Origin of the sequence: Waterburya agarophytonicola KI4 (assembly GCF_020640915.1) — a bacterium.
GTDB lineage: Bacteria > Cyanobacteriota > Cyanobacteriia > Cyanobacteriales > Xenococcaceae > Waterburya > Waterburya agarophytonicola.
The window spans coordinates 50,761-65,637 of sequence record NZ_JADWDC010000005.1; the positions used below are offsets into that span (position 1 = coordinate 50,761).

The following is a 14,877-nucleotide window of genomic DNA, read 5'->3' on the forward strand; positions in this document are numbered from 1 at the left end:
GCGATCGCGATTAGAGAGTAAAATAAATTGTTGCTCCGTTATCGGTTGCTCCATCAGCCCAAACTTTGCCACCATGACGATAAATAATGCGTTTTACAGTGGCTAAACCTATTCCCGTGCCAGGAAACTCTTGTTGGGTATGAAGACGTTTAAAAGCGGTGAATAGTTTATCGGCATATTCTAGATCGAAACCCGCGCCATTATCTCTAACATAGAAAGTTAGTTTATCTTGTCCTGAAGAGATGGCATTAAATTCGATTTTGGTTTGCGATCGCTTAGAGGTGTATTTCCAAGCATTATTTAAGAGATTATCTAAAACTATTCTTAATAGCTGAGGATCTCCTTTGGCGGTGATATTCCCACTAGTGATAAATTCTACCTGGCGTTGGGGATCTTCCCCCTGCAACTCTTCGATGATGTCTTCGGCAATCTTGCTCAGGTTAACTTGCACAGATTCCATCTGAGAGCGAGTCACCCTAGATAGTTGCAACAAAGCATCAATTAAGTCGCTCATTCTTTCGCTGTTAGCTTGTATTCTTTGTAGATAGTGCTTGCCGCGATCATCTAAATTAGGTTGATAATTTTCCCATAATACTTGACTAAAACCGTTGATTACTCGCAGAGGTGCTTGTAAATCGTGGGATACAGAATAAGAAAAAGATTCCAATTCTTTATTAGCAGCTTCTAGTTGTAAGGTACGTTCGGAAAGTTCTTCTTTGGTAGCTCCCAAGTCGGGTATATCATTAGAAGTGTGTAACAAAGCGTATATTTCGCCACTTTCATTATGTAGGGGCGTAATCGTAGTATCAAAATAGTGGATACCATCAGATAGAACGACTTCTTCTTGAACGTGAATTTCTTTGGCGTAAGTCAAGACTTGTTGTTCTTGCCAAAGAATTTGACGAGTATATTCTGAAGAAAAACACTCATAGATAGTCTTTCCTTTAAAGTAGTCGGGATCTGACACTCCCAGACTTCGAGACAGTTTGAGATTGATCAGTGAAATAGTCTTATCGCCGACATCTATGACAAAAACATAAGAGGGCAATACATTTATAATATTTACCAGCTCTTGGTTAGATTTGGTCACGTTTTGTTGTCGATCTTGCTGAAAATTAAGCTTGACTTTTGGTGAGTTTTCTTGATCCTTGGTAATATCCATCACTATTCCAGTCACTCGGATTACTTCTCTGGCAGAATTGTATCTAAGTTTACCTTGAAGCCGAATCCAGCAAATGGCGTAACTATCCCTGATAATAGGGTATTTCAAATCTATATTACGGTCAGTTTTAATCGCTTTAATTAAGCTGAGATCTATAGATTCCTTGGCTTCGGGATGAATGGATTGCAAAAAGCTGCCATAACTGCCATCAAACTCATTTAAACCCAAAATATCACGACTGCGATCGCAAATATTAATTTGATTATTAATTAGATCCCAACTCCAACCACCTGTATTAGTCGCTTTTAGCACCGAATTTAGTTTATCTTCCACTTCCATCAGTTGGGTAGCTTGGGTGACTACTTCGGTAATATCTTTGGCAATTGAGATGGTTAATTGTTCTGGTTCGTTATCCAAATTAAATGGTGCGCTATATGATTCCCAAAAACGCCGTTCTCCCCTGCTGGTAATGATGCTGACTTCGTTGACGGTGGCGCGTTCGATTTGAGCTTCTATTTCAATCTGAGCAATTTCCTCAGCCAAATTACTGAGAGACTTAGCAATTTGTCTTAATATATTTTGGGTTTGAGTTTCTATGTCAGACAACCTTGATATTTTTCGAGTATTATTCCTTAGAGAAACTTCTGGTGGGAATCTTTTTCTTAGTTTATGTTGTTTGACTTGAGCTTTCTGTTTCCACTGTGTCAGGGTAGATGTCTCCCCCATGTTGTAGCCAGTAGTCTCGATCCAGTTGTGGTTGAGATATAAGATTTCCTCGTTGTGGCTATGTATCATCACAGGAAAGGGTAGATTAGCCAAGTATTCTGTTAATGCTACTTGTTTTTGTTGCCAATTTAACCTGACTGTAGTGGAAGATGTTGGAGAAACTCTTAGTGGTGAAGAAATGCAAGACTTTTTTGCCGATAGCAAGTTTAACGATGAAGTTGAGGAGGGAGAATTGTCTAATTGAAGATTACTTTGAAAAAATTTAATTAATCTGCTTTCTGATAGTAGCAAAGATCCTAAGTGAGCTTGCGATCGAGGATCTTGTTGATGAGATATGCCTGGATTGCTGCTTACCCATTGATGACATAGTTTGATATAGCCCAGAAAAATTACCAAGTAATTGTAGTAAACTTCCCCTAAAAATTGTTTTAGGGTTTCCACGCATTTATTGGTTTGAGATCGATCTAAAAAAATTAAGCAAGAACAACGCAGCAATATTTTTTCCAACTGTGGATTATTTTGCCAAGGAATACTATCGTGCCATTGACTGTTTAGTAATTCTAAATCTGCAATCAGATCGTCTTCTGTATGGGGATTCGTAATTTCTTCCAAAGCCAAAATTTCTGTTGCGTTCATCCCTAAGGATCGCAAGGTACAGCTATGACAAACAGTAAAATAGCTAACACCAAAGTGACGGGATAAACAAACAAAAAGCTTCTCTTTGAATAAGCTAGGTAAAGGGTTATTTACGTAGGCAGATAAAGTTTGTTGAGATAGAGTCCGAAAAATTAGAGAAGAATTGATGGCGGGGATTAAGAAAGCGGGAAAATAACCTAGTTGTTTGGCAACTTCAGTTTTAGTTAAATACGAGCGATCGTGATTCATTGATAAGTTAGCGCGGTTTAAACAAATGAAGTCAGTAGAAGTCTTAAAAACTATATTTCTTATAAGTTAGCTAAAGATTTAAAAAATACTGAAGTTACGATTAAACCCTAAATTATATTCTTAAGTCTTGTAAGCTCTAAGGAATTTTACTTAGTAGTTTTGCTAGTAAATTTTTTTACGGTATCAGTGAAATTTAATTTAGATTGAGCGGTTTGAGTAGATAAATTAACAAAAAGTAATGTTGGTGATAAAAATTACCTAGTCAAATAGCGTCTAATTTCTCCTATTACTAACACGATGGAAGTTGCACCAATATATAGTCAAGCAATCCCCATAAGAAGGAAATTTATGAAAGGGACGATTAAAGTATTAATACCTAGGAGATGGGTTTTAGCTGTTTGATGCACTAGTAGTGAAAAAGAGAGACAATTCGTAAGTACTAATTTCAATAAAAAGCAAAGCAGAACATTCCACTTTGCTATGAATTATTAAATTTGTTTTGCTGATAGCTAAGAGCTAAGAGCTAAAAGCTAAAAACTTTATCAAAAAAGCTTTTTACTGATCGATTATCGTCCCATGCCGATATAACGTAAACCAGCAGCTTCTACTTTTTCGCGATCTAAGAAATTACGTCCATCAATCACTAAAGGATTATTCATCAATTTAGCCATTTTAGGGAAATCAAGCTTGGCAAACTCTTTCCAATCAGTGACCAAAACTACTGCATCGCAACCATCTGCAAGCATTTCGGCATTGGTTTCAATAATCACATTGGATAAGCCGTGACTCAAACCAGATTGAGAAACAATCGGATCGTAAGCTTTAACTCTCGCACCAAGACGATTGAGTTGTTCGATTAGATCCAGTGCGGGTGCGTCTCTCATATCGTCTGTATCTGGCTTAAAGGTTAAACCCAACAAACCAATAGTTTTACCCTTAAGGATTTTGAGTTCGTTTTGTAGTTTCTCTAAAGCCAACAGACGCTGACGCTGATTGACATTAATCGCTGCTTTCAATAGTTCGGTATCGTAACCATAGTCATCAGCAGTATGTACTAAAGCAGAAACATCTTTGGGGAAACAAGAACCACCCCAACCAATACCTGCACTCAAGAATTTACCGCCAATACGGGAATCCAAACCAATACCCTCAGCCACTTGAGTTACATCTGCACCAACGCGATCGCAAATATTTGCCACTTCATTAATGAAACTAATTTTGGTAGCAAGGAAAGAGTTGGCTGCATATTTAATCATTTCCGCAGAACTGAGATCGGTTACTACCACAGGTACAGGAGGTGCAGATTTATCTTCGGCGAATTCTCTCGTTACTAGAGGTTTATATAACTCCTGCATCATCGAAATAGCCTTTTCGCTATTGCCACCTAACACAATGCGATCGGGATTAAATGTGTCGTATACCGCAGAACCTTCTCTTAAAAATTCAGGATTACTAACTACATCAAATATAGGTTCAACAGTACTGCCAGATTCTTTATTGCCATCTAAGACAATCATTCTCACCCAATCACCAGAACCAATAGGAACGGTAGATTTATTAACAATTACTTTATATTCATCTTTTAAATGAGTTCCGATACCACGGGCTACTGCTTCGACGTAACGAGTATCGCTTTCTCCAGTAGGTAAAGGAGGAGTACCCACTGCAATGTATAAAATTTCTCCATGGGATACACCTTTTGCCAAATCCGCAGTAAAAGTCAATTTACCAGATTCTGCCGAAGACTTCATTAGTTCGGATAAGCCTGGTTCGTAGATCGGAGATTGTCCAGACTGCATTAACTTAACTTTTTCTTCGTTGTTATCAACACAGATAACATCGTGTCCGATATGAGACAAACAAACACCTGTAACCAAACCGACATATCCAGTACCAATAACGCAAACACGCATAAACTTATTTAACCTCTTGTATTATTTGTTGAACTTTTTGCGACATACATTAAATAACAAAAATTAAGCATATCAATAACAAAAAAACTGATATCTAAAATACTGCTTTCTGACTAATGTTGTCTAAGCTTCTCCCCGTTCGATTCGAGAACGGAAGTCTTCGATAGTCATTTTTAAACCTTCTTCTAGATCGATCTTGGGTTCCCAACCTAAAAGATTTTTAGCCTTAGTAATATCGGGCTGTCTTTGCAGGGGATCGTCTTGAGGGAGTGGTTTAAATGTCAACTCTGAATCGGGATTAACCATTTTTTGGATAGTTTCAGCCAATTGTAGAATTGTATATTCTCCAGGATTACCAATATTAATCGGTCCAGTATGTTCGCCGTTCATTAATCGCATCATGCCTTCAATAAGATCGGCAACATAGCAAAAACTGCGAGTTTGCGAACCATCGCCATAAACAGTCAAAGGAATACCTTTGAGAGCTTGAACGATAAAATTACTAACTACACGACCGTCATTTTCAAACATTCGAGGACCATAGGTATTAAAAATACGCATTACTCGAATATCTACATTATTTTGACGATGATAGTCAAAGGCTAGAGTTTCGGCAACTCTTTTGCCTTCGTCATAGCAGCTACGAATGCCAATAGTGTTGACGTTACCGCGATATTCTTCTGGTTGAGGATGGACGTCGGGATCGCCATACACCTCAGAAGTAGAAGCTAGCAAAAATCTAGCTTTGACTCGTTTGGCTAATCCCAACATATTTAATGTGCCCAAAACATTAGTTTTGATCGTTTTGACGGGATTATATTGATAGTGAACTGGGGAAGCAGGACAAGCAAGGTGATATATCTGGTCTACTTCCAAGCGAATTGGTTCGGTAATATCGTGACGAATCAACTCAAAATAAGGGTTGTCCATCCAGTGGCTAATATTACGTTTGTGACCAGTAAAAAAATTATCCAGACATATCACATCATTACCTTGCTTCATTAGGCGATCGATGAGATGGGACCCCAGAAAACCAGCACCGCCAGTTACTAATACTCTCATGCAATTAGATTTACTTTTTGACTATATTCAGAACTAATATTAAACCAAGGTTGTATTCTTTGGGATAATCACTTTCTTAACAACTTTGAAAATAAAATATTTCTAAAATACTTCTAATCGGCAATATTTAGTAAATAGTGTCTCTTTGTTGATAGGGACGATCTAAAGCTATTATCGCCTGTTGCAAATTCTCTACAGACATACAAGTGCCTCCTTTCGCCCCTGCCATCGTGGTAATGTGTTCTTCCATTAATGTCCCCCCAATATCATTACAACCACCTTGCAAAGCCTGCTGCGCCCCTTCTAGACCAATTTTGACCCAGCTTGGTTGATGATTGACAATCCAGTTGCCTAAAAAGATCCGAGATATGGCTGTTAAGTGCAGTACATCGGCTACACTTGGTTGATCTCTTCCTACCCGACGACGAATGGGTGCGGGGGCTTCTTGTCCTACAAAAGGTAAAATAATAAATTCAGTAATTTTGGCGGGGTAATTATTATCTACGGCAGTTTGCTGGAGCGATCGCAATTTTGCCAGATGTTCTATTTGTTGTTGGGGTGTTTCTATATGACCTGCCAACATGGTACTAGTAGTAAAGATCCCCAAACTGTGAGCCAAACTAATTATTTCTAACCAAGTCGCACTATTAATTTTTTCAGGACAAATTACATTTCTGACGCGATCGTCGAGTATTTCAGCAGCAGTACCAGGCATCGAACCCAATCCTATATCTTTTAGAGCTAATAAAACTTTTTCGTAGCTAATGCTATCTTCTCTGGCAATAAACTGAATTTCTTGGGGAGAAAAGGCGTGGAGGTGTAGTTGAGGAAAATGGGATTTAATTTCTGTAACTATGTTGAGGTAGTAAGCCAAAGAAGTACCTTCAAGTTTGGCTTGGGGATTTAAACCACCCTGCATACATATTTCCGTCGCGCCAATTTTCACTGCTTCGGCTGCTTTGTTAATTATTTGTTCTATATCTAGCCAAAAAGAGCCTGCTTCACCTGCATCCCGACGAAAAGCGCAGAAACTACAGTGTTGCTCGCAGATATTAGTGAAATTAATATTGCGGTTGATTATGTAGGTAACAGTATCTCCTACCTGTTGTTGGCGTAAGAGATCTGCTGTCTTTCTAATAGTTTTTCTAACTTCGGAATCGCTCTGCTCTAGCAGCAGCACTCCCTCGTCAATTGCAATATCTTTGCCATCAACAGCTCTTGTTAAAATATCTGAAACTAAGTCAATATTTTGGACTTGATTAACCACGCTTTATATTTAATTTGGTCTAGAAAAATTTTTACATCTGCCTTTAATTATTAACTATATCGCTAACTTGGATAGTCTTGGATGGTTGTAGCTTACCAAATTATTTCCAGCCCGCGATCGCTTTTTTTAAGACAAACGCACTAACATCTGCTATTTCTTGCTGAGTCAATTTATCCCCGTAAGCTGACATGATGCCTTTACCGTGATTTACTAAAGAGGCGATCGCATCTACGTTATCGACTTTATACTTATGGAGAGCTTTTAACTTCAGATTTTTACCCCGTCGTACAATATTTCCTCCCTTCACATGACAGCCAGCACAGTTGGCTTGAAATACTTTCGCACCATTATCTAAATTAGTAGCACTATCGGCTAAAACAGGGTTAGTCAAAAAGATCAAACAAAGAGAAAAGGCAATAATACTAATGCCTAGCTTGTGGAGGGCAAAATCGATCGATTTTAACAAAATAGTTTTCTCCTTTAATTAAGAATATAATTGCGGTGGGCATTGGGAAATTATTTGTTGCATTCGTTGCATTCTATGTATTCTGAAATGCCCACCCTACCCATCGATAATGAATTAAAACTCAACAATTTCGGGCTTACCATCGACAATTTTGCCGACCATAATAATATCGGCTACGCCTACAAAAATACCGTTTTCCAATACTCCAGGCAGATTATTAATTTCTTTTTCCATCTCAGCAGGGTTCTTAATGTGGTCGAATTTTACATCAATCACCAAGTTACCTTGATCCGTAACTACTGGCCCTGCTTTTTTGACTCCCATACGTAATTCTGGTTTACCACCCAACTTTGCTAAACTTCTCATTACAGGAGCAACAGCCATCGGAATAACTTCAACAGGTAACAGAAAGGTAGAGCCTAACTTGTCTACTAATTTACCCTCATCTACCACTACGATAAACTCTTTTGCTAAGGAATCTACAACTTTTTCGCGTGTGTGGGCTGCACCTCCACCTTTAATTAGGTTTTTATCGGGATCTACTTCATCCGCACCATCGATCGCTACATCAATGTGGTCGATCGCATCTAAAGTAACCAAGGGAATATTGAATTGTTTTGCTAATACTTCTGACTGAAATGATGTGGGTACGCCAACGACATTTTTAATTTCTCCTTTGGCAAGGCGATCGCCTATATACTCAATAGCATAAGCAGCAGTCGAACCCGATCCCAATCCAACAATAGAATCTGATTTAACGCGAGCCGCAGCAGCCCTACCAACTTCTTGCTTCATGGTTTTAACTGGATCGCTCATTACATTTTATCTCCGTATATTGTATAAATATTTAATCTGGTGTTCATTTTCCCAGATATCTTCCCAAAAGCATAAAAAATCACGGTGTCCAATTCCCCTTTGTTTGTAGAGTCCTTGTCACCGTTTTAGAAGCTGAGAGCCTCAAGCCCAAAGCTCTGAGATTAGTTGTTCGCCGAAGCAAGCATTTCTTTTAATTTTGCCAACTCATCTGCCCAACGAGGATCGGGTTGAATACTACCACTACCCTGTTGTTTCTGTCCTCCAGTTTGCTTTTTGGCACGTTTGTTATTATTAGGTTTGCGTTTAGGTGCTTCGCTACCTTCTGCTGCTGCACCCTCTTCTGTCTTAGCACGGGGTAGAGCTTTTTCAATTTTTAGGGGGCTGTCCATAAAGGGCTGACCATTATATTTCTCGATAAACTGGTCTGCAACTTCATCACTAGGGACGGTAACAAAGGCAAAACCACGACATTTCCCTGTTTTACGGTCTTTGATTACTTTGGTAGTAACTTGTTGTGCTTCGTCAGCAAACATGGTTGCTAGAGCATCGCGATCGATTTCTTCTTTAGGTAAATTACCTACATACAAACGAATAGACATGAGAATATATCTCCCAAACTTAGGTTAATTTTAAAATAGTGTGCAGAGCGAACGCTTTTCTGATGGCAACTGAGCCAAAATATAAGAAATTGTCCAAAAGCTTTTTATAGATGATTCTTCTGGTAAACTACTCTACTTTACACAACTATGGACACGCCAAGATACATACCACTCTTAAAATTAATCAAATAGTGAGGAGTACGATCGCATCTTGAAATGAAACAGTTATTTAATATGACGGTATTTTTAAATGTTGTCACAGTAGTTGGAAAACATCTGCTAACGAAATAAATGTCAATCAATTAGATTAGATTTGAAAATTTAGTTTGAAATTCTGCACTATCTCTAATTATTACAGAATGTTTACACTATTAGCCAATTTATTTATTTTTTTCTTTAAATGATGTGCCAAAAATAGTCAAAAAATATGCAATTGAGTAAAGGTTACTCTCTCACTCGGCAATTTTTTTTGAGATAAATTTAATGATTATCCGTCAAAATTCACAACGATGAAAAATGGCAACGCATTTTAGAGCTAATATTGTCAAATAATTGTTACATTAGATTACAATAGAATCGACCATGATTTTATTGTTAATCAGAAAACTAGAAAACTAGGAGATGTGCTATGTCCAACCCAATGGAACTATCACTGGAGCAGAAATTCAATATCCGTTCTTTTGAAAATCAAGTACAGTCCATGAGTCACGAGCAAGCTCAAGACTTTTTGGTCAAACTATACGAACAGATGTTGCTAAGAGACAATATGTATAAAGACTTTATTCGTCATCAGTGGGGGATAGAATCTCCCCCTCAATTGTGATTTGTTCTGATTAGCTAGTTTATCTAATCTCCTTCTCTTGCTCGTTTCAGTAGAAAAAAGCTGGGGATGTTGGGGTTATTTACATTAAGGCGAAAAGATACAAAAATCAAGATTATGGCGACGGTCGATCTTTTTTTTGCTAGTGTAAGAGGAAAAGAGATTTGCCCTTAATTCTGTATGTTTCAAAGTTGCTTGATCTGCACCGATTTTACTGACGGTTTATACCGCTTCATTGATTGCGTTCCTAGTCTGGCTCAGTGTGGTTTAAACAAAATTATCTTCTTTCATAGCGTTCCTTTCTGGGAAGAAGGAGAAGTCCCTAGGATTGATGAAGAAAAAGTAGAGCAAGCAAACCAACGCCTACAAAAAGCTCTAGAAAATATACCATCTAGCGTAGAAGTAGTAGTAGAAGTTCTTTCAGGAAAGCCATTAGATACTATTCCTCGCATCTTAAAAAAGCACTCCGTCGATGTCATTATGACGGGAACTCCGATTAAAAGCTTATTGCAAGAGAAGTTTTTTGGTAGCACTAGTGCGGGGTTAGCAAAAGTAACCACTCAACCCCTCAATATTATTCGCCCCGAACTTATTACGACTTATACCCGCGAAGAATTGGCTTTGCGCTGTCAGCATTTATGGCGTTATCTTTTGATTCCTTATAACAATAGTGAAACTGCTCGCTATTTAATCGAGGAAATTAAAAAATATGCCAAAGATCGCCCTGAAAATTCTCTCAAGCAGTGTATGTTAATGTCAGTGGTTGATGACTGCGGCAGAAAGTCAGTTTTGGCAGAACAACGTACTAAAGAAGCAGAGACTAGTTTGGGTTCTGTTAAAGCACAATTAGAAGAGTTGGGAATCGAAGTGAATACTTTGGTGAAAACAGGTAATCCTCTACAGGAGATTATTACTGCTGCATTGGATTTTGATATTAGCGCGATCGCAATTGCCACTGACTATCGTAACAGTCTTTTGCAGTGGACGGTTCGCAGTTTTGCTAATGATGTGATGCGGAGTAGCTGGTTTCCAGTATTGCTTTTTTCTCCGAAAAAGTAAGTCTCAGCTTGTTTCTAGATGGTTTATAGCTATTTCAGCTTCTTCTAATTGACTATAACCCATTAATTTTAACTATTAAAAATTAGAGAGAATAAAAAACTATGGTACAAACATCGTTAGACAAAAACGATAAGCTGAAAGAACTAGATTGGAATTGGCAAGGTCATAAAATTCGCTATACTGTTGCAGGAAAAGGAATACCACTGGTTCTGATTCATGGTTTTGGGGCCTCCATCGGACATTGGAGAAAAAATATTCCTGTCTTGGCAGAGAACGGGTATCGAGTTTTTGCTTTAGATTTGCTTGGTTTTGGAGGTTCGGACAAAGCCTTTTTAGACTACACCTTAGAATTATGGCAAGAACAAATCAAAGATTTTTGGTCGGAACATATTGATCGCCCAACAGTGTTTATTGGTAACTCTATTGGTGCATTACTCAGTCTAATGCTAGTCACTAATTATCCTGAAATTTCTGCGGGGGGAGTTCTGATTAATTGTGCGGGAGGATTAAATCATCGCCCTGGAGATCTTAATCCTGTATTAGGTTTAGTGATGGGTGGATTTGCTAAGTTAATAAACTCCCCGATAACGGGTAAATTTATTTTTAATAATATTCGCCGTAAAAGCCAAATTCGTCGCACGTTATATCAAGTTTATCGCGATCGCAATGCCGTAACAGATGAACTAGTGGAAATGCTGTATCAACCATCTTGTGATGATGGAGCGCAAAAAGTCTTTGCTTCAGTTTTAACCGCCCCCCCAGGAAACTCCCCCGATCGACTGCTGGTGAATTTACAACGTCCTTTATTAATTTTATGGGGAGAAAAAGATCCTTGGACACCTGTGACAGGAGCAAAAGTATATCAAGATCTAGCAATACAGAATCCTGATGTTCAATTTCAGATTATCGAAAATGCTGGTCACTGCCCCCACGACGAAAATCCCGAGGTAGTTAATTCTAAGATTATAGACTGGCTTCCCAAGGTTGAGGCAAACTTAGAAAGGGGACTTTTCTAGACTCCGATCGGAAAGATTAACCTTGTGAATATATTACACAACAAGATAGATGATATTTTTGGCAGTTATTTTAGTTTTGCTTTTATTTGGCAATTGGTTGATTAATGTTGTCTTAATATTTATCCCCGTTAGTTTTTTTATTCGTCTGACTCATCTTGGTTGGTGGGGATTAGCTTTATTAACGGTTTTGTTTCTGGCTTGGTGTATGGCGGAAGATTGAGCCAACATCAAAATAAAAAATACCGCTGTGCCATGGGTAAAACTCGTGCAGGTTCGCAGGTTAATAATTCACCATCGGCTTTTACTTCGTAAGTTTCAGGATTAACTTCAATATTGAGTAAAGCATCGTTTAACTTCATGTCTGTCTTACTCAACTTACGAGTATTACTAACCGCAGCCACCATTTTGCTTAAACCAATTTGTTCGGGGATACCTCCATCGATGGCAGCTTGGGAAAGGAAAGAGATAGATGTTGCTGCAACTGCACCACCGAAACTACCAAACATGGGACGCATATATACAGGTTGAGGAGTGGGAATACTAGCATTAGGATCTCCCATTTGAGCATAAGCGATCGCACCACCTTTAATTACGATCTCTGGTTTAACGCCAAACATGGCGGGTTTCCACAGACAAATATCCGCTAATTTACCTTCTTCAATCGAACCAACGCGATCGCTTATTCCATGGGTAATGGCTGGGTTAATTGTGTATTTGGCAATGTAGCGTTTGGCACGGAAGTTATCAGACCTCTCCCCCGCCCCCTCTCCTGTAGGATAGGGGAGATTGCCTCGCTGAACTTTCATTTTATGTGCCGTTTGCCAAGTACGAATGATGGTTTCTCCTACTCTCCCCATTGCCTGAGAATCAGAAGCAATCATACTAAATGCCCCAAGATCGTGCAGAATATCCTCTGCTGCTATAGTTTCTTGACGAATGCGGGATTCGGCAAAGGCTACATCTTCAGGAATACTTTTATCTAGGTGATGACACACCATCAACATATCCAAATGTTCTTCTAAAGTATTGACGGTGAAAGGACGAGTAGGGTTAGTAGAAGAAGGTAAAACATTACTTTGGGCGCAAACTTTAATAATATCGGGGGCGTGTCCGCCACCAGCACCTTCAGTATGATAGGTATGAATTACCCTGTCTTTAAAAGCTGCGATCGTATTCTCTACAAATCCAGCTTCGTTGAGGGTATCGGTATGAATTGCTACTTGCACATCGTATTCATCTGCCACATTCAAACAAGTATCGATCGCTTTGGGAGTTGTACCCCAATCTTCGTGGAGTTTTAGCCCCATTGCTCCTGCCTGCACCTGTTCGACTAGCCCTTCAGGTTTGGCACTGTTTCCCTTGCCCAAAAAGCCCAAATTCATGGGAAAAGCATCCCCCGCCTGTAGCATTCGCCAGATATTCCACGCCCCAGGAGTACAGGTTGTCGCGTTTGTACCTGTTGCAGGGCCAGTACCACCCCCGATCATAGTAGTAATACCCGATGCGATCGCCGTTTCTATCTGTTGGGGACAAATAAAGTGAATGTGGCTATCAATTCCCCCCGCTGTCACTATATGCCCTTCCCCTGCGACAATTTCCGTGGCGGCACCAATGATAATATCGACGTTATCCTGTATCTGAGGATTCCCCGCCTTACCAATTTTACAAATATTGCCGTCTTTTATCCCAATATCTGCCTTGACAATACCCCACCAGTCAAGAATTAAAGCATTGGTAATGACTAAATCTACCGCCCCATCCTTGCGGGAAATAGCAGATTGTCCCATCCCATCGCGAATTACTTTACCACCACCAAATTTAACCTCATCGCCGTAGGTAGTGTAGTCTCGTTCAACTTCAATAAATAATTCTGTATCTGCTAGTCTAACGCGATCGCCCGTCGTTGCACCATAAGTATCTGCATATGCCCGTCGATCCATTTGATAGCTCATGTTTATAATCTTTTTTATAAATTAATGATAGAACAGGATTAATGATAGAACAGGAAATCTCAATAACACAACAGAATATATTAACGACCTAAGATGGAAGGCGATCGGTTACCTATCTTGTTTTGCCCGAATATAAAGAAACATCGCCCAAGAATCAATTGCTTCTGGATTAGTTTCCGTATCTGCTAATTCTTGTCTAGCAATTTCTAGACAGTATCTTAGCAGTTTCGCATCAGCTTGTACCTGTTGATATTGCTTGGTTATTTCCAGTTTTTTTAAAGACAAGTGACTATGTTTAGTCTCCATTGTCTCAATTATGGGATCTTCTTCAGGATTAATACCATATTTTACTTCTTCGGCAAAACCAGAAGCCACAATACCTGCGGGGAGAACAAATACGCCAATACCAAAAAAAGCCAGACTCGCTCCTAATAGTTTACCAATAACTGTCACGGGATAAATATCGCCATATCCTACGGTAGTTAGAGTTACCGCTCCCCACCACATAGCAGCAGGAATACTCGAAAAAGCTTCTGGTTGGGCATCGTGTTCGGCAAAAAACATCAAACTAGAAGCAATAATTAGTAAGAAAAAAATAGTAGAAAAAGTAATGAGGAGTTCTTCTTGTTTGCGAATAACTACTTGCGCTAAAGAGCGTAAGGCTTTGGAATGTCTGCCAATCTTTAAAATCCTGGCTAATCTTAGCAACCGAAGAGTTTTTAAAAAAGCTAAGTTATGAAATACCAAAATTAGATAAAAGGGAAAGGTAGAAATAAAATCTATAATTGCCATCGGCGTGACAGCGTAATGGAGTCTACCCCAGAAGGGATGGCGAAAGCGACGTTCAAAAGTACACAACCACAAACGCAATCCATATTCTAAAGAAAAGATGATAGTCGAAAAAATTGCTACAGTTTTGAAAAACCAATAATATTGTTGATTGAGTTGAAATGAAGTTTCGAGAATAAACGAACTAATATCTAAAACAATTAAGATAAAGAGTAGAATTTGGTCTAGTTTGCCAAGCCAGCTACTATATCTAGTATCTTCTAAAACATGGTAAAGTTTGCGTTGAAAAGCCCTTCTCTTCATCTGTTATTGTTACTCTCCCATTCTGTAATTTGATATTAATCT

At 38.9% G+C, this 14,877-nt stretch carries 13 protein-coding genes; 4 read left to right on the plus strand and 9 right to left on the minus strand.

Annotated features, from left to right (window positions below; genetic code table 11):
• Positions 1–10 precede the first annotated feature (10 nt).
• From I4641_RS03155 to I4641_RS03185, 7 genes are all read right to left on the minus strand, one after another.
• The gene (locus I4641_RS03155; RefSeq protein ID WP_229639010.1) at positions 11–2,773 is read right to left on the minus strand and encodes a sensor histidine kinase; all 2,763 of its coding nucleotides are present in this window, start codon (positions 2,771–2,773) and stop codon (positions 11–13) included.
• A 566-nt stretch (positions 2,774–3,339) separates the two neighbouring features.
• On the minus strand, positions 3,340–4,686 hold the full coding sequence (locus tag I4641_RS03160) for a UDP-glucose dehydrogenase family protein (RefSeq protein ID WP_229639011.1): 1,347 nt from the start codon (positions 4,684–4,686) through the stop codon (positions 3,340–3,342).
• A 123-nt stretch (positions 4,687–4,809) separates the two neighbouring features.
• A complete protein-coding gene (locus I4641_RS03165; RefSeq protein WP_229639012.1) occupies positions 4,810–5,748 on the minus strand; it encodes a UDP-glucuronic acid decarboxylase family protein in 939 nt (312 codons plus the stop codon).
• Positions 5,749–5,875: 127 nt separating this feature from the next.
• A complete protein-coding gene (cofH, locus tag I4641_RS03170; RefSeq protein WP_229639013.1) occupies positions 5,876–7,015 on the minus strand; it encodes a 7,8-didemethyl-8-hydroxy-5-deazariboflavin synthase subunit CofH in 1,140 nt (379 codons plus the stop codon).
• Between the two features lie 100 nt (positions 7,016–7,115).
• The gene (locus I4641_RS03175) at positions 7,116–7,481 is read right to left on the minus strand and encodes a c-type cytochrome (RefSeq protein ID WP_229639014.1); all 366 of its coding nucleotides are present in this window, start codon (positions 7,479–7,481) and stop codon (positions 7,116–7,118) included.
• 114 nt (positions 7,482–7,595) lie between these two features.
• Positions 7,596–8,297: a ribose-5-phosphate isomerase RpiA gene (rpiA, locus tag I4641_RS03180; protein ID WP_229639015.1), complete on the minus strand. Its 702-nt coding sequence runs from the start codon at positions 8,295–8,297 to the stop codon at positions 7,596–7,598.
• 161 nt (positions 8,298–8,458) lie between these two features.
• Positions 8,459–8,896, minus strand: a complete 438-nt coding sequence (locus I4641_RS03185) for an RNA recognition motif domain-containing protein (RefSeq protein WP_229639016.1) — start codon at positions 8,894–8,896, stop codon at positions 8,459–8,461.
• A gap of 628 nt (positions 8,897–9,524) precedes the next feature.
• On the opposite strand from I4641_RS03185, the gene I4641_RS03190 reads away from it, so the two are divergent.
• From I4641_RS03190 to I4641_RS03205, 4 genes are all read left to right on the plus strand, one after another.
• Positions 9,525–9,719, plus strand: a complete 195-nt coding sequence (locus I4641_RS03190; RefSeq protein ID WP_229639017.1) for an NblA/ycf18 family protein — start codon at positions 9,525–9,527, stop codon at positions 9,717–9,719.
• A 177-nt stretch (positions 9,720–9,896) separates the two neighbouring features.
• Positions 9,897–10,775, plus strand: a complete 879-nt coding sequence (locus I4641_RS03195) for a universal stress protein (RefSeq protein WP_229639018.1) — start codon at positions 9,897–9,899, stop codon at positions 10,773–10,775.
• A gap of 101 nt (positions 10,776–10,876) precedes the next feature.
• Entirely contained in the window at positions 10,877–11,791 is a 915-nt protein-coding gene (locus I4641_RS03200; RefSeq protein WP_229639019.1) for an alpha/beta fold hydrolase, read from the plus strand.
• 49 nt (positions 11,792–11,840) lie between these two features.
• A complete protein-coding gene (locus I4641_RS03205) occupies positions 11,841–12,011 on the plus strand; it encodes a hypothetical protein (RefSeq protein ID WP_229639020.1) in 171 nt (56 codons plus the stop codon).
• A 7-nt stretch (positions 12,012–12,018) separates the two neighbouring features.
• On the opposite strand, the gene ureC is transcribed toward I4641_RS03205, so the two are convergent.
• Together ureC and I4641_RS03215 are read right to left on the minus strand one after the other, a co-directional pair.
• Positions 12,019–13,743 carry an urease subunit alpha gene (gene ureC, locus I4641_RS03210; protein WP_229639021.1) on the minus strand — a complete coding sequence of 575 codons (1,725 nt, stop codon included), beginning with the start codon at positions 13,741–13,743 and terminating at the stop codon, positions 12,019–12,021.
• 108 nt (positions 13,744–13,851) lie between these two features.
• The gene (locus I4641_RS03215; protein ID WP_229639022.1) at positions 13,852–14,835 is read right to left on the minus strand and encodes an ion transporter; all 984 of its coding nucleotides are present in this window, start codon (positions 14,833–14,835) and stop codon (positions 13,852–13,854) included.
• Between the last annotated feature and the right edge of the window lie 42 nt (positions 14,836–14,877).